This is a genomic window from Streptomyces sp. NPDC088745 (assembly GCF_044751045.1).
In the GTDB taxonomy this organism is placed as follows: domain Bacteria; phylum Actinomycetota; class Actinomycetes; order Streptomycetales; family Streptomycetaceae; genus Streptomyces; species Streptomyces cremeus.
In genome coordinates this window covers 18,266-39,987 of the sequence record NZ_JBIVLB010000014.1, presented here as the reverse complement: position 1 = coordinate 39,987, position 21,722 = coordinate 18,266, and the positions used below count along the sequence as shown (strand labels likewise).

Annotated in this window: 19 protein-coding genes; 10 read left to right on the top strand and 9 right to left on the bottom strand. The window is 72.9% G+C overall.

Features of this window, described 5'->3' with window-relative positions; genetic code table 11:
• The first annotated feature begins 75 nt into the window (after positions 1-75).
• The 4 genes from aspT (ACIP93_RS29335) (at position 76) to ACIP93_RS29320 (ending at position 7,403) form a co-directional block, all read left to right on the top strand.
• Positions 76-1,761: an aspartate-alanine antiporter gene (aspT, locus tag ACIP93_RS29335; protein WP_401763413.1), complete on the top strand. Its 1,686-nt coding sequence runs from the start codon at positions 76-78 to the stop codon at positions 1,759-1,761.
• Between the two features lie 3 nt (positions 1,762-1,764).
• Positions 1,765-3,468: an aspartate-alanine antiporter gene (aspT, locus tag ACIP93_RS29330; protein ID WP_401763410.1), complete on the top strand. Its 1,704-nt coding sequence runs from the start codon at positions 1,765-1,767 to the stop codon at positions 3,466-3,468.
• Positions 3,469-3,497: 29 nt separating this feature from the next.
• The gene (locus ACIP93_RS29325; RefSeq protein ID WP_345225185.1) at positions 3,498-5,159 is read left to right on the top strand and encodes a bifunctional aspartate transaminase/aspartate 4-decarboxylase; all 1,662 of its coding nucleotides are present in this window, start codon (positions 3,498-3,500) and stop codon (positions 5,157-5,159) included.
• Positions 5,160-5,765: 606 nt separating this feature from the next.
• The gene (locus ACIP93_RS29320; RefSeq protein ID WP_401763407.1) at positions 5,766-7,403 is read left to right on the top strand and encodes a bifunctional phosphatase PAP2/diacylglycerol kinase family protein; all 1,638 of its coding nucleotides are present in this window, start codon (positions 5,766-5,768) and stop codon (positions 7,401-7,403) included.
• Between the two features lie 95 nt (positions 7,404-7,498).
• On the opposite strand, the gene ACIP93_RS29315 is transcribed toward ACIP93_RS29320, so the two are convergent.
• Positions 7,499-8,131 (bottom strand): cysteine hydrolase, encoded by a 633-nt coding sequence (locus ACIP93_RS29315; protein WP_401763404.1) that lies wholly within the window; start codon positions 8,129-8,131, stop codon positions 7,499-7,501.
• A 138-nt stretch (positions 8,132-8,269) separates the two neighbouring features.
• Here ACIP93_RS29315 and ACIP93_RS29310 point away from each other — a divergent pair, with 138 nt between their 5' ends.
• On the top strand, positions 8,270-8,746 hold the full coding sequence (locus tag ACIP93_RS29310; RefSeq protein WP_401763401.1) for a pyridoxamine 5'-phosphate oxidase family protein: 477 nt from the start codon (positions 8,270-8,272) through the stop codon (positions 8,744-8,746).
• Positions 8,747-8,761: 15 nt separating this feature from the next.
• Here the strand turns inward: ACIP93_RS29310 and ACIP93_RS29305 are convergent, their stop codons facing one another.
• Entirely contained in the window at positions 8,762-9,667 is a 906-nt protein-coding gene (locus ACIP93_RS29305) for a LysR family transcriptional regulator (RefSeq protein WP_380837579.1), read from the bottom strand.
• A 74-nt stretch (positions 9,668-9,741) separates the two neighbouring features.
• Here ACIP93_RS29305 and ACIP93_RS29300 point away from each other — a divergent pair, with 74 nt between their 5' ends.
• Entirely contained in the window at positions 9,742-10,695 is a 954-nt protein-coding gene (locus tag ACIP93_RS29300) for a DMT family transporter (RefSeq protein ID WP_401763398.1), read from the top strand.
• Between the two features lie 360 nt (positions 10,696-11,055).
• On the opposite strand, the gene ACIP93_RS29295 is transcribed toward ACIP93_RS29300, so the two are convergent.
• Positions 11,056-12,393, bottom strand: a complete 1,338-nt coding sequence (locus tag ACIP93_RS29295) for an aminotransferase class I/II-fold pyridoxal phosphate-dependent enzyme (RefSeq protein ID WP_401763395.1) — start codon at positions 12,391-12,393, stop codon at positions 11,056-11,058.
• A 35-nt stretch (positions 12,394-12,428) separates the two neighbouring features.
• On the opposite strand from ACIP93_RS29295, the gene ACIP93_RS29290 reads away from it, so the two are divergent.
• Together ACIP93_RS29290 and ACIP93_RS29285 are read left to right on the top strand one after the other, a co-directional pair.
• A complete protein-coding gene (locus ACIP93_RS29290; RefSeq protein ID WP_401763392.1) occupies positions 12,429-13,169 on the top strand; it encodes a pyridoxamine 5'-phosphate oxidase family protein in 741 nt (246 codons plus the stop codon).
• 14 nt (positions 13,170-13,183) lie between these two features.
• Positions 13,184-13,834 carry an FMN-binding negative transcriptional regulator gene (locus tag ACIP93_RS29285; RefSeq protein WP_345225173.1) on the top strand — a complete coding sequence of 217 codons (651 nt, stop codon included), beginning with the start codon at positions 13,184-13,186 and terminating at the stop codon, positions 13,832-13,834.
• A 27-nt stretch (positions 13,835-13,861) separates the two neighbouring features.
• Here ACIP93_RS29285 and ACIP93_RS29280 read toward each other — a convergent pair whose 3' ends face one another.
• From ACIP93_RS29280 to ACIP93_RS29265, 4 genes are all read right to left on the bottom strand, one after another.
• Positions 13,862-14,404: a DUF1707 domain-containing protein gene (locus ACIP93_RS29280; RefSeq protein ID WP_401763390.1), complete on the bottom strand. Its 543-nt coding sequence runs from the start codon at positions 14,402-14,404 to the stop codon at positions 13,862-13,864.
• Positions 14,401-15,459, bottom strand: a complete 1,059-nt coding sequence (locus ACIP93_RS29275) for a DMT family transporter (protein ID WP_401763387.1) — start codon at positions 15,457-15,459, stop codon at positions 14,401-14,403. The genes ACIP93_RS29280 and ACIP93_RS29275 overlap by 4 nt, the downstream gene beginning before the upstream one ends.
• Positions 15,460-15,624: 165 nt before the next feature.
• Positions 15,625-16,605, bottom strand: a complete 981-nt coding sequence (locus ACIP93_RS29270; protein ID WP_401763385.1) for an EamA family transporter — start codon at positions 16,603-16,605, stop codon at positions 15,625-15,627.
• Positions 16,606-16,686: 81 nt separating this feature from the next.
• The gene (locus ACIP93_RS29265) at positions 16,687-17,217 is read right to left on the bottom strand and encodes a Clp protease N-terminal domain-containing protein (protein ID WP_380837576.1); all 531 of its coding nucleotides are present in this window, start codon (positions 17,215-17,217) and stop codon (positions 16,687-16,689) included.
• Positions 17,218-17,482: 265 nt separating this feature from the next.
• Between ACIP93_RS29265 and ACIP93_RS29260 the strand changes: the two genes are divergently transcribed.
• Positions 17,483-17,914, top strand: coding sequence for an SRPBCC family protein (locus ACIP93_RS29260; RefSeq protein ID WP_401763382.1), 432 nt, complete (start codon positions 17,483-17,485; stop codon positions 17,912-17,914).
• Positions 17,915-18,051: 137 nt separating this feature from the next.
• Here ACIP93_RS29260 and ACIP93_RS29255 read toward each other — a convergent pair whose 3' ends face one another.
• Both ACIP93_RS29255 and ACIP93_RS29250 read right to left on the bottom strand, forming a co-directional pair.
• A complete protein-coding gene (locus ACIP93_RS29255; protein WP_401763379.1) occupies positions 18,052-19,527 on the bottom strand; it encodes a SulP family inorganic anion transporter in 1,476 nt (491 codons plus the stop codon).
• 387 nt (positions 19,528-19,914) lie between these two features.
• Positions 19,915-20,154 (bottom strand): hypothetical protein, encoded by a 240-nt coding sequence (locus ACIP93_RS29250; RefSeq protein ID WP_345225161.1) that lies wholly within the window; start codon positions 20,152-20,154, stop codon positions 19,915-19,917.
• A gap of 686 nt (positions 20,155-20,840) precedes the next feature.
• Here ACIP93_RS29250 and ACIP93_RS29245 point away from each other — a divergent pair.
• Positions 20,841-21,719, top strand: a complete 879-nt coding sequence (locus ACIP93_RS29245) for a PhzF family phenazine biosynthesis protein (protein ID WP_401763376.1) — start codon at positions 20,841-20,843, stop codon at positions 21,717-21,719.
• Positions 21,720-21,722: the final 3 nt, after the last annotated feature.

Here is a 21,722-nt window from a genome sequence, read left to right as displayed (position 1 = left end):
GCAGCCCCGTTGCTACGTTGAGTCACCAGTCATGCTTTGTTCCGTTTTCTCCCTCACCTACGGGATTCGACGACTATGGGCGTTCTCAAGGACCATCCCGAGCTCGCGCTCTTCCTCTGCCTGGCCCTCGGTTACCTGGTCGGCAAGCTCCGGGTGGGGCCCATCACGCTGGGCGGCATCTGCGGCACCCTGATCGTGTCCCTGCTGCTGGGCGCGTGGGCGGAGGTGCAGGTGTCGGGCGACGTGAAGAACGTCTTCTTCGCCCTCTTCATCTTCTCGCTGGGCTACCTGGCCGGCCCCCAGTTCTTCGCGAACCTCAACCGCAAGAGCCTGCGCTTCTTCGTGCTCTGCTTCATCGAACTGGTCAGCGTGCTGGGCATCGCGTACGGCCTGGCCAAGGTCTTCGACCTCGACGTCGGCACCGCCTCCGGCATCCTGGCGGGCGCGGCCACCGAGTCCGCGGTGGTCGGCACGGCGACCGAGGCGATCGGCAAGCTGGGCGACCTGACGCCGGACCAGATCACCCAGTACCAGGGGCACGTGGCGACCGCGTACACCGTCTGCTACCTCTTCGGCCTGATCACGATCGTGCTCTACACCAGTCAGATCATGCCGATGCTGATGCGCATCAACCTGGCCGACGCCTCCCGCGAGCTGTGGGAGAAGATGCGCGGCGGCAGCGGCAAGGGCTCCCTGGAGGCCGACGAACGCGCCGCCCTCCCCGGCCTGGTCGGCCGTACGTACCTGGTGACGCAGGCCGACGGCCGCACCATCGGCGACCTGGAGTCGGCCCTCGGCGGCCGGGTCACCGTCGAAGCCGTCAAGCGCGGCAGCAAGGTGCACCCGGCCGCCCCGGACTTCCGGCTCTCCCTCTCCGACCTGGTCCTGATGGTGGGCCGACGGGCGAACATCATCGAGGCGGGCCGGCTCATCGGGCCGGAGACCCCCGGCATCCCCGGCCTCGACACCCCGCTCACCTCCCGTCAGATCGCGCTCACCGACAAGGCCACCGACGGCCTGACCATCGACCGGCTCCAGGCCCAGCACCCGGAGTTCATCAAGGACGGCGTCTACATCACCGACGTCCTGCGCGGCGACCAGCAGCTCCCCGCCAACGGCGACACCGTCGTCCACCGGGGCGACGTCCTCACCCTGGTCGGCGCGCGCTCCGGGCTCTCCAAGGTGGTCGCCAAGATCGGCGCGGTGGTCAAGAACGACGCCACCGACTTCATCTACCTGGGCCTGGGCATCGTCGTCGGCTCACTCATCGGCCAGCTCGTGGTCAGGCTCGGCGACATCCCGCTCTCCCTGGGCACCGGCGGCGGCTGCCTGATCTCGGGCCTGCTCTTCGGCTGGTTCCGCTCCCGCTCGCAGACCTTCGGCGCGTTCCCGCCGCAGGCCGCGACCACCCTCAAGGACATGGGCCTGGCCTTGTTCATCGCCTGTACGGGCCTGGTCTCGGGCCCGCAGGCCTGGCCGCTGCTCAAGGAGTACGGGGCGCTGCTCCCCTTCGCCGGGATCGCCATGGTGCTGGTGCCCGCGACGCTCTCCCTGTTCGTCGGCCGCAAGCTCCTGAAGATCGAGAAACCCCTGCTGGTCGGCGCCATCGCGGGCCAGCAGTGCTCCACCCCCGCGATCACCGCCATCACCCAGACGGCCCGGAGCTCGGTTCCGATGCTGGGCTACACGATCACGTACACCCTGTCGAACTTCCTTCTCCCGCTCACGGGGCCCGTCCTCGTCGGCGTCCTGGGGGCCTGAACCATGATCGACTTCCTGGTGCGGGACATCTTCAAGCCGCACCCCGAGCTGCTCGTCTTCCTGGTCGTCGCTCTCGGTTTCCTGGTCGGGAAGATCCACTACAAGACCATCGCGCTGGGCGCCGTCACCGGCTGCCTGGTGATGGGCCTGCTCTTCGGCGCGCAGTTGAAGGTGCCCGTGAACGGCACGGTGAAGGACTTGTTCTTCATCATGTTCCTCTTCGCCCTCGGCTACAAGGTCGGCCCCCAGTTCTTCCGGGGCCTGAAGAAGGACGGGCTCCCCCAGGTCCTCAACGCGGTCGTCGTCTGCGTGACCGGCCTGCTGGTCGCCTGGGGATTCGCGGCCATGCTGGGGTACGGGCCCGGGCTCACCGCCGGTCTGATGAGCGGCTCGCTCACCCAGTCCGCCGCGATCGGCGTCGCCCAGGGCGCCATCGGCACCCTGCCGGGACTGAGCGGCGGCGACGCGAGGACCGAGGAGAACCTCGTCGCGGTCGGCTACGCGGTGACGTACCCGCTCGGCACCATCCTGTGCGCGATGCTGCTCGCCAACGTCCTCCCCCGCCTCTACCGCCGCGACCTGGCCACCGAGAGCGCCGCGCTCGCCAAGGAGATGGACGCCCCGAGCGACAACCCGGACCTGGGCGCGGGCTACTACGAGGTGGTGCTGCGGGCGTACACCGTGGAGCGCCCCGACCTGGTGGGCCGCACCGTCGAGGACTTCGAGAACCAGCAGAAGGAGAACGGCCGCCGCGTCTACATCACCCAGGCCAGACGCGGCGGCGCGATCCTCCCGCAGTCCCAGTCGACCGTCCTCGCCGAGGGGGACGTCGTCGCGGTCAGCGCACTGCGCGGCGACCTGGTGGCGTACGACGCGCGCACCCACATCGGCGCCGAGGCCGACGACGTGGAACTCCTCGGCTACCAGACCGAGCACCTGCACGTCGTCGCCTCCGAGAAGGCGCAGCTCGGCAAGACCGTCGCGGACCTGCGCCGCGAGCCGTTCATGGTCGGCGTGTACGTCGACAAGCTGTACCGGTCGGGCGCGGAGTTCCCCTACCGCCTCTCCACGCGGCTGGAACGGGGCGACACCCTGGTCCTCACCGGCCCCAAGCGGCTCGTGGACCCCGCGGGCAGGCAGATCGGCAAGCCGGTCCCGACGTCCTTCGCCACCGACATGGTCTGGGTCGGCCTCGGCATCTTCCTCGGCGGCTGCATCGGCATCCCGGCGCTCACCGCGGGCGGGGTGCCGATCTCGCTCTCCACCTCGGGCGGCGGCCTGATCATGGGCCTGGTCTTCGGCTACCTGCGCGGCAAGTACCCGACGTTCGGCAACGTCCCGCCGGGTGCGCAGTGGCTGATGGACACGCTCGGGCTGTGCATGTTCGTCGCGATCGTCGGCATCAACGCGGGCCCCAGCTTCACCAGCGGGCTCTCCACGGCCGGCTGGGGCCTGCTGGTCTTCGGCGCGGTCGCCACCGTCGTCCCGCTGATCGTCGGCTTCCTCTTCGGCCACTACGTACAGCGGATCCGCTTCCCGATCCTGATGGGCGTGCTGGCGGGCGGCCAGACCACCACCGCCGCGATCGGTGCCCTCAACGAGAACGCCAAGTCCCAGATCCCCACGCTCGGCTACACCATTCCGTACGCCGTCGGAAACGTGCTGCTGACCATCTGGGGCGCGGTCGTCGTCCTCCTCCACCACTGAACGCGCTGTCCCCACAAAGGAGTTGCACCATGCCCAAGGCCACGTACAGCCGCGAGGAGATGAAGCGCCTCTCCTCCTTGAGTCCCTTCGAGCTGAAGGCCGAGTTCATCAAGCTGGCCGAGGCCGAACAGGCCGACAAGCCCGGCCAGAAGGGGCAGGCCGCCCGCGCCATGCTCAACGCGGGCCGCGGCAACCCCAACTGGGTCGCCACCGGACCGCGCGAGGCGTTCCACGCCCTCGGCTACTTCGCCCTGAGCGAGTCCCGCCGGGTGTGGACGGCCGACAACCTGGGCGGCATGCCGGAGCAGGCGGGCGCCGCCGAACGCTTCGAGCGCTTCGTGCGTACGCATCCGGACCTGCCCGGCGTCGAGATGCTCAAGGCGAGTTTCGACCTGGCGGTGGAGCGCTTCGGGTTCGTGCGGGACGACTTCGTGCACGAGATGGCCGACTCGATGATCGGTGACAACTACCCCAGCCCGGACCGGATGCTGGTGCACTGCGAGCAGGTCGTGCGCGGCTACCTCCAGGACGAGATGTTCGGCGGCGAGCCGCCCGCCGACAACCTGAGCCTCTTCGCCACCGAGGGCGGCACGGCGGCCATGTGCTACCTCTTCGACTCCCTGATGAAGAACGGGGTGCTGAAGAAGGGCGACCGGATCGCGCTGATGGTGCCGGTGTTCACCCCGTACCTGGAGATCCCCGAGCTGGACACGTACGACTTCGACGTGGTCTACGTCGAGGCGAGCAGCTTCGCCGAGAACGGCGTGCGCGAGTGGCGCTACCCGACCGAGGAGGTCGCCAAGCTCGCCGATCCCTCCATCAAGATGGTCTGCCTGGTGAACCCGAGCAACCCGCCGTCGCTCGCGCTCTCGCAGCGGGTCACCGACCAGATCAAGGAGATCGTCGCCACCTCGAACCCGAACCTGGTCATCGTCACCGACGACGTGTACGGCACGTTCGTCGAGGGCTTCCGCTCGATCGCCGCCGACCTGCCCCGCAACACGCTGCTGGTCTACTCGTACTCCAAGCACTACGGGGCGACGGGCTGGCGCGTCGGCGTGATCGGCCTGCACGACGACAACGTCATCGACGACATGATCGCCGCGCTGCCGCAGGACCAGAAGGACCGGTTGCACGCGCGGTACGGCACGCTCACGCTGGAGCCCGAGAAGATCCGCTTCATCGACCGCCTGGTGGCGGACTCGCGGCAGGTCGCGCTCAACCACACCGCGGGCCTGTCCCTGCCGCAGCAGGTGATGATGGTCCTCTTCTCGCTCTTCGACATGCTGGAGGAGGGCCAGGAGTACAAGCACCGGATCCGCGCGATCGTGCGGCGCCGCCTCGAACTCCTCCTCGAAGGCGCGCAGATGAAGATCGCGGAGGACCCGAAGCGGGCGGCGTACTACATCGAGCTGGACCTGCTCGCGGAGGCGGAGCGCGTCCAGGGCAAGGAGTTCGCGGACTTCCTGGTGCAGAACTACGAGCCGGTCGATCCGCTGTTCCGGCTGGCGGAGCAGACCTCCGTCGTCCTGCTCAACGGCGGCGGGTTCGACGGACCGGAATGGTCCGTGCGGGCCTCGCTCGCCAATCTGGACGATCTCGACTACTTGCAGATCGGGCACCATCTGCGCAAGATCTTCGACGACTACATCGCGGAATGGCAATCCGCGGGCGGAACCCCGAAACCCTGACCCCGCCCTCCCCGGGTCCCAACGGCCCACGCCTCCGTCTCCTTGGGCGACGGGGCTGCATTCCCCCCGTCGACCTTGGGCGTCGCAGCCTCCTTCCTCCGCCCCGCCCCCCTGGGCGGCGGGGCCGCCCTCCCCCTCCCCTTAGCCTCCTCGGGCGACGGGGCCGCCCTCCCACTTCCCCCGTCCCCTTGGGCGACGGGGCCGCCCCAAGGGGGCGGAACGGGCGGGCAAGGGGGCGGCCCCTCCCGCTCCCGGCCCGCCCGGGTGCCGCCCCCTGCGTGAGCGCCTGCGCCGGACGCGCGACCCCGCCAAGGCCGCGAGCCCAGCCCCGGCACCGGACGCGTCAGCCCCGCCCGGCTCGGGCAGGAGAGGCCCCGGACCCGCCCCTTCCCCTAAAGCGCTCGCCGCGCGGCCAAGTGCACGGTTCCGTGCAGGAGCATTGTGGCTGAGCGCGCAGTTCCCCGCGCCCCTGACGGGGCGCACCGCCTGGTGGAGATGTGCGGGAGCGTCGTGGTTGCTCGCGCAGTTCCCCGCGCCCCTGACGGGGCACCACCCCCGGTGGGAAACGTGCAGATCCGCACAGTCCCCCGCCCCCGAGAGGAGCCCATGCACCCCCGCTCACGCCTCAGCCGCCTCGACCACGCCTGGTTCGAAAGGGTCGCCGCCGCCCACATCCCCGGCGCCGACCAGGCCCTCCCGGCCCTCTCCAGGGCCGCCGACCACAGCCGCCTCTGGCTCGGCGCCGCCGCCGCCCTCACCGCACTGGGCGGACCCAAGGCCCGCCGCGCCGCCCGCCGCGGCCTCGGCTCCCTCGCCCTCGCCTCGCTCACCACCAACGTCGTCGCCAAGTACGCCGTGCGCCGCCACCGCCCCTCCAACGACCTCGTCCCCTTCGTGCGCCGCCCCACCAAGGCCCCCTGGACCTCCTCGTTCCCCTCCGGCCACTCCGCGTCGGCCGCCGCGTTCGTCGCCGGAGTCGCCCTGGAGGCCCCTCGCTACGGCGCGATCCTCGCCCCGGTCGCCGCAGCCGTCGCCTTCTCCCGGGTGTACGTCGGCGTGCACTACCCCGGCGACGTCCTGGCGGGCTGCGCGCTGGGACTGGCCGCCGCGGCCGTCACCTGCTACTGGTGGCCGCCGCGCCCCCCGTTCGTACGCGACGGGCGGACCCGCGTCGAAGCCCCCGCGCTGCCGCGCGGCGCAGGACTGGTCGTCGTCGTCAACTCCGGTTCGGGCAAGGGAGTTCCGGGCCGCCTCCCCGTCGACGAACACCTGCGCATCCTGCTGCCCGAGGCGGAGGTCCTCGTCCGCGAACAGGGCGAGGACCTGATGGAGGTCCTCGACAAGGCCGTCGTACGGGCCCAGGGCTCGGCCGGTGTCCTCGGCGTGTGCGGCGGCGACGGCACGGTCAGCGCGGCAGCCTCCCGCGCGGCCGGGGCGGGCCTCGCGCTCGCCGTCTTCCCCGCCGGCACCCTCAACCACTTCGCCCTGGACGCGGGCGCGGCCACCTTCGAGGACACGGCGCACGCGGTCCAGCACGGCGAGGCGGTACGGGTGGACCTCGCCCACGTCACCGACGGCGGGGGCGCCGCGGTCACCGACTTCGTGAACACCTTCAGCATCGGCCTCTACCCGGAACTGGTGCGCCGCCGAGAGAAGCTGGAGGGCCGCATCGGCAAATGGCCGGCGGCCGCGCTCTCCCTGCTCTCCGTCCTGCGCGACGCCACGCCCCTGCACCTGCGCATCGACGGCGAACCCCGCACCCTGTGGCTCCTGTTCGCCGGAAACGGCCACTACTACCCGGACGGCCTGGCCCCCTCCCACCGCCCCCACCTGGACGAGGGCCTCCTCGACATCCGTACGGTCGACGCCGACGCCCGCCTGGCCCGCACCCGCCTGGCGATCTCCACCCTCGGCGTGGCGCTGAACCGCTCCCGCGTCTTCCACACCCAGCGCGTCGAGAAGCTCTCCCTGGACGGCCTCGCCGAAATCGACCTGCTCGCCCACGACGGCGAGACGACCGCCGCCCCGGACTCGCTGCGGCTGACGAAGTCGCGGGGCGCGCTGACGGTCTACAGCCCGGCCGCCGACCTGGGCGAGATCCGGCAGCAGTTCCTCACCGCCACCGCCCACCTCGCACCCCCGGCCGGCACCTCCTCCCCCTGGCAACAGCTCCGGTCACGCGGAGCGTCGCAGTGGCCGGGCCGCCCCACGGAGCCGCCGGACCACACGGGGCCGGCCCTGTGACGCCGGCCGGGAGCGCCGCGAGGGCGACGCCGACGACAGCGGCACGCCCAGGGTGACTCCGCCGGAGCCTCCAACTCCCTCTGCCGCCGTCGCCCCTACCGCCCCTCCCACACCCCGCAGATCTCCTCCGTCCGCACCACCCTCGCCACCAGTCCCACCGAATGCGTCAGCACCGCCTCCACGTACTCCTCCGGCACCCCCGCCACCGCGTCCCCCGCCACCACCACCCCGTACCCCAGGTTCACCAGGTCGAAGACGGCGTTCGGCACCGCCACGTTCGCCGACACCCCGGCCACCACCACGTCCCGGCACCCCAGGTTCCGCAGCAGCGCGTCCACCTCCGTCCCCGCGACCGGCGACAGCCCGTGCAGCCGCCGCACGACGAGGTCCTCCTCCGAGACCACGATCGGCCGTGCCACCCGCACCGCCCGCGTCCCCACGAGCTGCCGCACCGGCAGCCGTTCCGCCGCCCGGAACAGCCGGGCGTTGCGGTTCGCCCCCCGCCCGTCGGCCCGCCGCTCCGCCACCGCGTGCACCACCTGCACCCCGGCGCCGTGCGCCGCGTCCACCAGCCGGGCGACGTTCGCCAGCATCCCCGACGTCCGCGCCTGGACAGCGACCTCGGGCAGCGCGCTCCCCTCCCCCACCACCCCTTCCTGGCACTCCACCGTGAGCAGCACGGTCGTGCCCGGACCGAGCTGAGCCACGAGCTGTTCGTACGACGCCATCACGGCACCCCTTCGAGACGCACCCCACCCGGCAGCGGGGGCGCGACCCTAGCGGCCATTGCGCACCGGCGGAAGAGCCCGCATGCTTTCCGCACGTCACACCTGACAGCGCATCAGAATCCTTCCCAGGGAGCCCCGATGACCAACGGCACCGACACCCAGCGCCGCGGCCGCCGCATCATGATGACCGCCGCCGAACGCGACGCCTACCTCAGCGAGCAGCGCACCTGCCGGGTCGCCACGGTCTCCGCGGACGGCGCCCCGCACATCGGCGCCCTGTGGTTCGTCTGGGACGGCGCCTCGCTGTGGCTGTACTCGATCACCCGCAGCCGCCGCTGGGCCCAGCTCCGCAAGGACCCCCGCATCGCGGTCGTCGTCGACGACGGCGTCGAGTACGGGGACCTGCGCGGCGTGGAGCTCTCCGGCACCGCCGTCTTCGTCGGCGAGGCCCCCCGCACGGGTGAGCCCTGTCCGGAACTCGACGTCCCCGAGCGGATGTTCACCCAGAAGTACTTCGGTCTGACGGAGATGCCGCACGACGGCCGCCACGCCTGGCTGCGCCTGACCCCGGACGCCGTCGCCTCCTGGGACTTCCGCAAACTGGCCGCCCGGTGACCCGTGCCCCGGGGCTCAGCTCGCCACCCGCTCCCCCGCCGCCGCCAGCGCACCCACCGCGGCCCTGATCGAGGGCCGCCGGTCGGCGTCCGCCCGCCACACCGCGTACACATGCCGCCGCATGGCATGCCGTACGGGAACCACGCTCACCCCGTCGGGCACCGGACCACGTCCGAGGCGGGGCGCGACGCACACCCCCAACCCCGCCTCCACCAGCGCGAGTTGCGTGGCGTGCTCCTCCGCCACATGGGCGAGCCGGGGCTCCACCCCGACCCCCCGCAGCGTCAGCAGCAGCCACTCGTGACAGAACTCGCCCTCCGCCCACGTCACCCAGTCGTCACCGGCGAACTCCGCGAGGTCCACCTCGTCGCGCCCGGCGAGCCGATGCCCGACCGGCATCGCGACGTCCGCCGGGTCGTCGAGGAGTTCACGCTTGGCCAGCCCGGCCGGCATGGAGAGCGGTTTGTTGTACCAGTCGAGGACGACGGCGACGTCGTAGTCGCCGCGCACCACGCCCCGGACCGCCGCGTCCGGCTCCACCTCCCGCATCTTCACCCGCAGGCCGGGATGCCGGTCGCGCAGCGCGGCCAGCGCGGGCGGCAGGAGCCCGCGGGCCGCGGTCGGGAACGCGGCCACCGACAGCTCGCCGATCACCCGCCCCCGCTGCGCCTCGATGTCGGCCTGCGCGCGCTCCGCCTGCGACAGGATGGCGGCGGCGTGCCCGGCGAGCAGCCGCCCGGCTTCCGTCAGCCGCACCCCCCGCCCGTTCTTGGCGAGCAGCGGTTCGCCGATCTCCCGCTCCAGCTTGGCCATCTGCTGCGACACCGCCGAGGTGGTGACGTGCAGCCCCTCCGCCGCCCCGCTGACCGAACCGTGCCGGGCGAGGGCGTCCAGCGTGCGCAGCCTCTCCAGATTCAACATGTAAGCAATGCTAAGCGGTGCAGCCACGAAAAGTTGCTTGTGCTACGAGGTGGGATCGGCCCAAGGTTGCGTTCATGACCCCTCCGACCTCGGCCCGGAGCCGCACAGCCGCGCCGCCCGCCCCTCTTCCCTCCCGCTCCCGCCGCCCGGTGCTCGACTGGCGCGTCCGCTTCGCGGTGCTCGCGCTGATCTGGGGGTTCAGCTTTCTCTTCATCAAGGTCGGCACACAGGGCTTCGCCCCCTTCCAGGTCACCTTCGGCAGGCTGCTGTTCGGGGCGCTCGTCCTGCTCGCGGCGCTGGCGCTGAAGCGCGAACGGCTGCCGCGCTCGCTGCGCACCTGGGGTCATCTCACGGTCGCGGCGTTCTTCCTGAACGCGCTCCCGTTCTCCCTCTTCGCCTACTCGGAGCTGACGATCCCGTCCACGCTCGCGGGCATCTGCAACGCCACCTCGCCCCTCTGGGGCATGGTCCTCTCGCTGGTCGCGCTCTCCGAGGACCGTCCCACCCGCCGCCGCGTGGCGGGCCTGGGGCTCGGCTTCCTCGGCGTACTGACCGTCCTGGGCGCCTGGCAGGGCTTCTCGGGCGTCGACCCGGCGGGCACGGTGATGGCGCTCCTCGCCTCCCTCAGTTACCCGGTCGGCTGGATCTACCTGCGCCGCACGCTGGGCGGCGCCAAGGACTCCGCCCTCTCCATGACCGGCGCCCAGCTCCTGCTGGCCACCGCCCAACTGGCCGTCATCACCCCGCTCTTCACCACCCTCCCCACCCGCGTGCCCCTGCTCCCGCTCCTCTCCGTCGTGGCCCTGGGCGCGCTGGGCACGGGCTTCGCGATGCTGCTCCAGTACGACCTGGTCCGGGAGGTCGGCCCCACCACGGCCCAGATGGTCACCTACTTCATTCCGGTCATCGCGACCGGGGCGGGCGTGCTCCTCCTGGACGAACACCTCACCTGGAACACGCCCGCGGGCGCCCTGATCATCCTCACCGGCGCCTTCCTCACCCAACCCCGCCGCACCCCCCGCCCCTGACTCCCCCACACCCTCGGGCGGCGGAGCCGCCCTCCCCCCTCCCCTCGTCCCCTTGGGCGACGGGGCCGCCCCAAGGGGGCGGAACGGGCGGGCAAGGGGGCGGCCCCTCCCGCTCCCGGCCCACCCGGGTGCCGCCCCCACGCAAGCGCCGGTGCCAGGCAAGCTCCTCCGCCAAGGTCGAGAGCTCAGCCCCGTACCGGACGCGTCAACCCCGCCCGGCTCGGGCAGAAGAGGCCCCGGACCCGCCCCTTTCCCTAAAGCGCTCGCCGCGCGGCCAAGGGGAACGGTTCCGTGCAGATCCGTCGTGGCCGGTCGCGCAGTTCCCCGCGCCCCTATAAGCCCCCCCCCGCACAGCCCCCCTCACCCGTACCGCCTCCCCACCCCCACCTCCCCGATCGCCGCCGCCACCGCATCCGCCACGACTCCCACCTCCCCCACCCCCAGCGCCGACACGGTGACCCGCACCCCCGCCCCCGCCCTCATCCGGAACCGCGCCCCCGGCGCCACTCCCCACCCCGCGTAGAGCAACCGCGACACCACCCCCGTCTCGTCCCGCACCGGCACCCACACGTTCATCCCGCTCCGCCCGTGCGCCCGCACCCCCCGCTCCGCCAGCGCCGCGACCAGCGCGTCCCGGCGTTCCCCGTACGACCGCGCCACCGCCCCGGTGTCCACCGCCCCCGAGGTCCACAGCCGTACGACCGCCTGCTGCAACAGCCGGCTCACCCACCCGGGCCCCAGCCGCTGCCTCCCCCGCACCCGGTCCACGGTCTCCGCGTCCCCGGTCAGCACCGCGACCCGCAGGTCCGGCCCGTACCCCTTGGAGACCGACCGTACGAACACCCAGGGCCCGGCCCCCGCCCCGGCCAGCGGATGCACCGGCAGATCCACGATCCCGTGCCCGTGGTCGTCCTCGACCAGCAGCACCGAGGGGTGCGCCGCCAGCACCTCCCGCAGTTCCGCCGCCCGCCCGGCGCCCACCGCCGCCCCAGTCGGGTTCTGCGCGCGCGCCGTCACCACGACCGCCCGCGCCCCGCCGCGCAGCGCCCGCTCCACCTCGTCCGGCAGCGGGCCCTCGTCGTCCACCGCCACCGGCACCGCCCGCAGCCCGAGCGCGGGCACGAGATCGAGCAGGGCCCCCCAGCCGGGGTCCTCCACGGCGACCGCGTCCCCCGGCTTCAGATGCACGGCGAGCACCCGCTCGATCGCGTCCAGCGACCCCGAAGCGACGGCCACCGGCCCGGCCGGAACCCCCGCCGCGTCGAAACCCGCCCGCGCGAGCCGCGCCAGCTCGGGCTCGACGGCCTGCTCCCCGTACAGCACGGGCGCCGCGTCGGCCCGCTCCACGGCCCACAGCAGCGCGTCGCGCAGCGGGGGCAGCAGGGCCGCGTCCGGATTGCCCTTGCTCAGGTCCCGTACGCCCTCGGGGACGTCCGCCCGCATCGACTCGCGCGCCGTCACGGCGGGCCGCTCCCGGATGCGGCTGCCCCGTCGCCCCGCCGTCTCGATCACTCCGCGCTCGCGCAGAATCCGGTACGCGGAGGCGACCGTATTGGGATTGACCCCCAACTCGGCCGCCAACTCCCGCATGGGCGGCAGGAGTTGGCCCGGTTTCAGGGCGCCCTCGCCCACCCCCCGCTCCACACTCGCGGAAATGTCTGCTGCGCGCCTGCCACTGATCCGATACTCTCCTAGCACAAAACGCAGTATGCACTAGTGCAATGGAGAGCGCAATGCGGCACACCACCCCAGGGACCGGCACCGAAACCAGCACCAGCACCAGCACCAGCACCAGCACCGACGAAGCCCCGCCCGCGACCGACTACGCCCCCACCGACCGCACCGTCCCCACCCGCTCCCCCGAACGCGCCTCCTACGACCGCGAACTGGTGCACTCGATACTGGACGACGCCTACGTCTGCCACCTCGGCTTTGTCCGCGACGGCTCCCCCGTCGTCCTCCCGACGCTCTACGGCCGGATCGGCGACCGCCTGTACGTGCACGGCTCGACCGGATCGCGCCCGCTGCGCGCCGCCGGGCGCACCGCACAGGCCCCCGGCATCGAGGTCTGCCTGACCGTCACGCACGTCGACGGCCTGGTCCTGGCCCGCTCCGCCTTCCACCACTCCCTCAACTACCGCTCGGTGGTCGTCCTGGGCACCGCCCGCCCGGTCCTCGACGAGGAGGAGCGGCGCATCGCCCTCGACGCCCTGGTGGACCACGTCGTCCCGGGCCGCTCCCGCGACTGCCGCCCCGGGAACGCCAAGGAGCTCGCCGCGACCGCCGTACTGCGCCTGGACCTCGACGAGGTGTCGGCGAAGGTGCGCACCGGCGGCCCCAACGACGAGCCCGAGGACGCGACGCTCCCGCACTGGACCGGAGTCGTCCCGCTCACCCGCGGTCACGGTCGTCCCGTACCCGCCGACGACCTCGATCCGGCCATTGCCCTCCCCGCCTACCTCAACGCCCTCTGAGCGGGGGCCGCGCCATGCTCATCCACCCCTGGGACGCCCCCGCCGACGACTCCGAGTGGCGGCTGTGGCTCGCCGAGCACTCCTTCGGCCAGCTCGCGGTCAACGGCGTCGACGGCGAACCGCCGTTCGTCCAGCCGCTGCACTTCTCGTACGAGCCCGGGGCCGGCCCGTACGGCGAGGTGCTGACCCACCTCGCCCGCCCCAACCCGATCTGGGCGACCCTCGCCGCGAACCCCCGGGTCCTGCTCAGCGTCGTCGACGACTACGTCTTCGTCCCCGGCCCCTGGCAGGCCCCCGACGGCGCCCCGCCGGAACACGGCACCCCCACCAGCTTCTACACGGCCGTCCAACTCCACTGCACCGCCCACCCGGTGGACGATCCGCACGCCAAGGCGGAGCTGTTGAACCGGCAGATGTCCCGCTTCCAGCCGGACGGCACCTCCGCCCGGGCCGCCGCCGGACAGGCCCCGTTCGGCCGCATGCTCTCCGGCATCCGGGGTCTGCGGCTCGACGTCACGTCGGTGCGGGCGAAGTTCAAGTACGGCAGCCACAAGCCCGCCGTCGTCCTCGACCGCACGGCCGCCGGACTGGCCGAGCGCGGCGGCCCGCGCGACGCGCAGGCCGCGGCCCATCACGCACGCCGCCGCCCCGCGAACCGGCCCTGAGCGCTCCACAGCGGACCACAGCGGCCCTCAGCGGCGCGCGTGCCGGATCTTCAGCCGCCCGAATCCCATCACCCCGGAAATCCGGATCGTCGGCCCGCCGGGCCGGGTGGGGGTCCGGGGCCGGTAGTGCGTGTCCTTCCACCCGGCCCGCACCGCGCCGACGTCGACCACGGCGTCGCGCGGCACGATGAGGGTCGCGTTGCCCGTGCCGACCCGCAACTCGATGTCGACCTGGTCCTGTTCGAAGTCGGCCCGGGAGAGGTTGAGCCGTACCTTCCCGAGCGCGGACTCGACCGTGAGCCGTCGCGGCACCCGCCATTGGCCCCGCCGCCGGATGCTCCCGGCGGCGGCGCCGATGGTCGTCGCGGTGCCCGGGTCCTGGGCCGGCAGCCCGGCCAGCGCCGACGCGACCTCGCCGTGCGTGCGCGCGGCCAGCACCCGGTCGAGTCCCGCGTCCAACTCCTCGTGCGTCACGTGCCCGTCGGCGTACGCCTCCTGGAGCCGTCGTACGGCGGCATCACGGGCTTCCTCGCCGATCCGCTGCGCGGGGCTTTCCGGCAGAATGGTCATTCCCGCACGTTAGTGCCCCTCGCGCGCCGATCAAAGCCCTTCGCGCGCACGGCAGTCGACCGCCCCGCGAACTGTTCCGCACCCACCGCCCCCTTCGCCCGGGCCGCCGCCCTCACCTCCGCGTACGCCAGCCCCAGCACCGACGCCAGCAGCAGCGACGTACCGGACAGGGTGGCCGCCGTCAGCTCCTCGCCGAGCAGGACGACGGCGATGACCGCGGCGCTGACCGGTTCGAGCAGCATGACCACGGACACGGTCGCCGACCGCACGACCGCCGCCCCGGCGAAGTACAGCGCGTACGCGAGCGCGGTCGGCACGGCGGCGACGTACACCAACAGGCCGACGACGAGGCCGAGTTCCGTGCCGTGCGGCAGCAGTCCCTCGCCCAGCGCGAACGGCAGCAGGCACACCGTTCCGACGGCGAAGGTCCCGGCGCACATGGCCACCGGGTCGCCGCCGCCCCCGTCCCGCCCGAACCAGCGCGTCAGCAGCGTCATCACCGCGTACGCCCCCGCCGACAGCAGCGCCAGCAGCACGCCGCCGGGCCGCACCGCCCCGCTGTCGCCGCCCAGCGTCAGCACGCCGAGCCCGGCCAGCGCCCCCACGACGGCGCAGATCCCGCCGCCGCCGAGCCGCTCCCCGAGGAGCACCCGCGCCCCCAGCGCGATGAAGACGGGCCCCGCCCCCAGCGTGACGACGGTCGCCACGGCGAGCCCGGTGCCCTGGACGGCGGCGAAGTAGGCGCTCTGGAAGACGGTGAGCGCGAGCCCGGTGGACAGCACCCGGAGCAGCCGCCGCCCCCGCGGCCCGGCCGCGGCGGGCCCGGTACGCCGGCCGGCCGCACCCCGTACGGCGAGCAACAGCAGCAGTCCGCCCGCGCACCGCCAGAACGACAGGGCCAGTGGACCGAGGTCGCTGGCCCCGAAGACCAGCGCGGCCGCAGCCCCGGCGGTCCCCCAGGCGACCCCGGCGACGGTCAGGAACAGCAGTCCCCGCCCGACGGACAGAACGGGCAGACCTGCCCCGGGCACGGCGACGACAACACTCTTGGACACGTGACTTCCCCACGGGAAACGAAGACGGATCGGTTCGCTCGGCTGCGCACGCGGGCAGCGACGAACCGCCCCGGGGCGCACCCCGTGGGCTTCGGTTCCTGGTGTCCCGCGCGCTAGAGGGCGGCGGGAGGGGGAAGTACGAGCGTGTTCGGCATGATCGACACCCTACGGGGCGACGCGCCCGGTGGACAACGAGTTCTCCGCGTCCGGCGCTCCGCCCGCCACCGGCGCGTCCCCCGGGGACTTCGGCGTGGACGACTGGGCGATGAACGCGCCGACGAGCACCACCGCGCCGCCGACGATCTGCGGCAGGGAGAGGTGTTCGCGCAGCAGCACCCAGGCCGCCACCGTCGCGATGACCGCCTCCAGGCAGGCCACGACTCCCGCGACCTGCGGCGACAGCTTTCGTACGGAGACGACTCCGGTGACGTACGCCAGCACGGTCGCGATCAGCACGATCCAGCCGAGCAGCAGCCACGCCTGCACCTGGCTGCCGCCCATGTCGACGGTCCCGCCCAGGAGTCCCCACTCCATGTTCCACGGCTGCGCGATCACCGTCAGCACACCGGCGCCGACGAGCAGTCCGTACGCGATCACGCCCAGCGGGTCGGCCGCGTCGTCGCCCTCGCCGCCCTGGTCGGACAGGACGAAGTAGCCGACCTGGCAGCAGGCCGCGCCCAGTGCGAGCAGCAGCCCCAGGACGTCGAAGCTGAGCCCCGCCCACACCTCGACCACGCAGGCGAGGCCGCCCACCGCGAGCACCACGCCCACGGCGGCCGCCCTGGTCACCGGCCTGCGCTGCACGAACCGCACCCAGCCCAGCACCAGCGCGGGCGCGAGGTACTCGACGAGCAGCGCGACGCCGACCGGGATCCGGGACAGGGAGGCGAAGTAGAAGGCCTGGACACCGGCGACCGCGAGCAGGCCGAAGCCCGCCAGCAGGGCGGGCCTGCGGCGCACCAGCGCACGGTGCCGCCAGGCGACCGGCAGCATCACGAGCGCCGCGCCCGCCACCCGCAGCCACACCACGTGCAACGGGTCGAGCCCCGCCTCGATCAGCGGCTTGGCCGCGACACCTGATCCACCGAATGCGAGCGCGGAGACCAGGGCAAGACCCAGGCCGACGCTCCTCCCCTGAACGTGCATCGGAACATCATGACAGGACGGGTCAGCACCGTCATCCGAGTGACACCTGTCGAGACGGCGGCCCGGCAGAATCCGCAGGGCTCAGCCGGTTCCGGACTCCACGCACAGCCGCCCCGCCAGCCCCTCCGCGTCGACCCCCGCGTGCCGCAGCACCTCGACCGCCCGGCACTCGGGATCGGCGGCGAGCGCGGCCAGCAGGTCGGTGCCGCCCGCCCGGAGGTCCTCCCGCGCGGCGGCCCGCGCGAGGGCGGCCGCCATGGCCCGCACGGCGGCCGGCGACCAGCCGCTCACGGGCGTCGCCGGCGGCGCGCCCTCCGCCCCGGCCTGCCACCGCAGCCCGTAGCCGATGCTGCGCTGCACGAGGTAGCCGAGGACGCGGGCGAGCTGGTCCGCGCCGGTGAAGGCGGCGCGCACCTCGGGGTCGGTCTCCAGGAGGGAGTGCAGCAGATGGGCGGTGTCGATCTGCCGGTCGCCGTCCCGCAGGGCGCGGCGCCGCGCGCCCGCGACCACCGTGGCGAGCTCCACGGTGAGCCTGGCCTCGATGTCTGCGCGCGGTGGGACGGCCTCTCCGGCACGGAAGGAACCGGCGGGACGTCGGGTGGGGTGGTGCACCCCTCCACCCCACCATCGGCACCCCGGCGCGGACATCCGCGCGGGGGAGCATTCCGGCGTCCCACCGGGGTTGGGGACGGCCGCCCGCCCCTCATCCTTGCGGAGGAGATCGGATGAGACTTCCCTGAGAAGGGCACCGAACGGCTGCCGGTCCCCTCCGCATCGCCCGCCACCGCTCTTGACGGTTCGTCAGTATTGAATGTTCGAGGCCCGGCCGCTACGTTCCGCGACACCCAGCAGGATGTCGCGCGGAAGGGGAGCTCCCATGGCCGAGGTCAGCGCAGAGGCACACATCGAGGCGCCGGCGGGCACGGTCTGGTCCCGGCTGACGGACTTCACGACGTACGGCCAGTGGAACGCGACCCACACCGGCTTCCCCGACGGCGACCCCGGCCCCCTCGCGGCCGGGGCGACCTACCGGGAGAACATGAGGCTGATGGGGTTCCCCGCCGAAGTCGACTGGACGGTCGAGGAGTTGACCCGGGACCGGCTGCTCACGGTGCGCGGCAAGGGACCGATGGGGGTCAGCCTGATGATGCGCTACTCGCTCGCGCCCGTGGACGCGGGCGGCACCCTGGCCCGGATCGACGGGGAGTTCACCGGTGCGGCCGTGTCGCTGATGGCCGGCAGGCTCAAGGACTCGGCGGGCGCGGCCCTCACCGAGTCGCTGCACAGGCTCGCGGGCCTGGTCACCTGACGGCCCCGCCGCACGGCCCGGGCAGGTCTTTCCCCCCCCGTACGACGGGCGGCCCCGCCTGCGCGTGCCGGACGGCCCCGCCCGCGTACGACGGACGACGACGCCCACGCGTGCCGGACGACCGACCGACCGTGTGGCTACCCGAGCCGCCCCGCCAGCTTCCCGTGCATGGCCGCGCTCGGCTCGTTGAGCCCCTCCAGCACGACCGTCTTCCCGTACCGGGCGTACTTGGCCTCCACGGCGTCCAGCGCGGCGACCGTCGAGGCGTCCCAGATGTGCGCCCGGGACAGGTCGATCACCACGTCCGCCGGATCGTCCTTGTACGAGAACTGGAAGACGAGGTCGTTCGACGAAGCGAAGAACAGTTCGCCGGTGACCGTGTAGACGGCCCGCTCCCCGTCCACCACCCGCACCACGTCCGCCAGGCGCGCCACGCGCTTGGCGAAGATCACCATCGCGCTGACGGACCCGACGACGACGCCGACGGCGAGGTTGTGGGTGGCCACCACGCACGCGACCGTGATCAGCATGACGAGCGTCTCGCCGAGCGGCAGCCGGCGCAGCGTCCTGGGCAGCACCGAGTGCCAGTCGAAGGTCGCCGCCGACACCAGCACCATGATCGCCACGAGCGCCGCCATCGGGATCTCCGAGACGACCGGCCCCAGCACCAGACAGAGCACCAGCAGGAACGCCCCCGACAGGAAGGTCGACAGCCGGGTCCTGGCCCCGGACACCTTCACGTTGATCATCGTCTGCCCGATCATCGCGCAACCGCCCATCCCGCCCAGCAGTCCGGTGACGATGTTGGCGATGCCCTGTCCGATCGACTCACGCGTCTTGTTCGAATGCGTATCGGTGATGTCGTCGACCAGCTTGGCCGTCATCAACGACTCCAGCAGTCCCACCAGCGCGAGCGCGAAGGCGTACGGAGCGACCGTGCTCAGCGTGTCCAGGGTGAACGGCACGTCCGGCAGCCCCGGAACGGGCAGCGACGACGGCAGCTCGCCCCGGTCCCCCACGGTCGGCACGGCGATCCCCGCCCCCACGGTGATCAACGTCAGGATCACGATCGACACCAGCGGCGCGGGCACCGCCGTCGTCACCCGGGGAAACAGCGCGGTGAGCACCACCCCGCCCACGACCAGCGGATACACCGCCCACGGCACATCCGTCAGCTCGGGGAACTGCCCCATGAACACCAGGATCGCCAGCGCGTTGACGAACCCCACCATCACGCTGCGCGGCACGAAACGCATCAGCCGCGCCACTCCGAGCGCCCCCAGCGCGACCTGCATCAGCCCGCCCAGGATCACGGCCGCGACCAGGTACCCGAGCCCGTACTCCTTGTTGAGCGGCGCCACCACGAGCGCGACGGCCCCGGTCGCCGCGGAGATCATCGCCTTGCGCCCGCCGACCACCGAGATGACCACCGCCATGGTCACCGCCGAGAACAGCCCCACGCTCGGCGAGACCCCCGCGATCACCGAGAACGAGATCGCCTCGGGAATCAGCGCCAGCCCGACGACGAGGCCGCCCAGCACCTCGGTACGGAACACCTTCGGGGAAGCCAGCCAGTCGGGCCGGGAGGGGCGGAGTGCGAGCAGGGAGGACATGGAGCCGTTTCCGTAGACGTTCGGTGCCCCGGGGGCACAAAGACGCCCACTCTAATTGCACGCTCCACGGAGTCCCGCATCCCCATGCCGCCCACCCGCACCGGGCCTCTCCCCACTGCCCCGGGCCGAGCTGCGGCTCCCGCCGCGCGCCCGCTGACAGGGCACGCGTACGTTTCCGGCTCCGCCCGTGCAAGGGGACGCCCGGAGATCCCGTGCGAGGCCCTGCGCCCGGCGGTCCGGGTCCGGGTCCGGCGGGGGGGGTGCCGGTGCCCGCTCGCCCCGGCCCGGGTGTTCATACGATCGTACGGAACGGCACCGGGGCCCGGTGGCGCGCGCCGGTACGGAGCCACCCGCCGACGGTGGCGGGGCGTCGGCCGACGCGCCCGGTCAGTAACACCACCAGGTGCCGCTCACCGGCTGCGGAATCCACCCGTAACTCCCGGAGTCCCCGGGCCCGCGCCGGAACACGGCGGTCACGGCCTCGGGCCGGTAGGTCCTGATCCTGACCGGGTTCCCGCGCTCGTCGGCGGCCTCCAGCACGATCTCCCCGGTCCTGGTCCGCCCCGCGGCCTGGGCCTCGACCACGTCATCGACCCCCTCCGCCAACTGCAACATAAAAACAGCCACAAATGCCTCCTCAACCCCAATGACAACCGAAGCACCCTAACCTCCCAAACCCGCCTTCCCTCCCCCTCAACCACCCATAAAGCCCAACCCACTTCCCCCCTCCCGGCAGCGGAACGGACGGGCGGGGGCGCGGCGCGTCCCGCTCCTGATCAGGGTGAACACGCGCCGGGCCGGGCATGCCGACGAGCGGCGCTTCCCCGGTCACCGGCCGGTTCCGCGCCGACGGCCTGCCGCGCATGTTCGCCCGCGAGGGGCACCCGACTCCGGCGGACCGACGTCCGCCGGGTGGAAGCGCAGCACCGAGACCGAACGCCGCCTGACCGGCCCGGCCGACGACGCCTCCGTCGGCGGACGAACTGGCCCGGCCCGGTCCACAACGCCGTCGTTCACGTCTTCCTTTACGGAACGGCCCTCGAAGAACGCCCGAATACGGGCCCGAACGGCCTCTGCGGCCAGCGCCTCGCATCACTCACCGCGCGATGACTTCCGCCCACCGGCCCGTCCTCCTGCCCAGCGTCGTGGCCCGTGACATCGGCCGCCACTACGCGCCACCCCACCAGCCCCCAGGGCGTAAACCCCGCCCCAGCACGCCCGCCCGTCCCCGCCGCCTCCGTCGCCCCCGCGTCGATCCACCCACCCCGGATTGGCTGTGCCACCCCGGCCCTCCGCCTCCCTACCCTCGCCCCATGAAGATCCGCACCGTAGACGCCTTCACCACCACGCCCTTCCACGGCAACCCCGCCGCCGTCCTCCTCCTGGAAACCGCCACTTCCTTCCCGCCGGACGCCTGGCTCCACCACGTGGCCGCCGAGATGAACCTCTCCGAAACCGCCTTCGCGCACCCCCTCCCCTCCACCGGGACAGGCCCCGGGGCGGGCCCCGCCCCCCACCCCCGCTGGGCGCTCCGCTGGTTCACCCCGACCACCGAGGTCAATCTGTGCGGCCACGCGACCCTCGCCACCGCCCACGTCCTGCGCACCACGGGTCTGGTGACCGGCCCCGTCGCCTTCTCCACCCGCAGCGGCACCCTCACCGCCACCCCCGCCGCCGACGGCGCCCACACCCTCGACTTCCCCACCGCCCCGCTGCTCCCGACCGACATCACCGGGACCACCGGGACCGCCGAGACCTCCGGCAGCCTCGCCCGGGCCCTCGGCGTCGAGCCGCTCACGGTCCTCTACACCGGCGACCAGATCGGCGACCTCCTCGTCGAGGTCCGCAGCGAGAAGGAGGTCCGCGACCTCGCCCCCGACCTCAGGGCCCTCAGCGCCCTCTCCCGCCGGGGCGTCATCGCCACCGCACCGGCCGAAGACCCCGCCCGGGGGTACGACTTCGTCTCCCGCTGCTTCTTCCCGGCGGTCGGAATCGACGAGGACCCGGTGACGGGCAGCGCCCACACCGCCCTCGCCCCGTTCTGGTCCGCCCGCCTGGGCCGTACCGAGCTCACCGGCCTCCAGGGCGGACGCCGCACCGGCCTCGTCCGTACCTCCCTGCACGGCGACCGCACCCACCTCACGGGCCACGCGGTCACCGTGGTCGAAGGCGAACTCCTCGCCGCTCCCTGACCC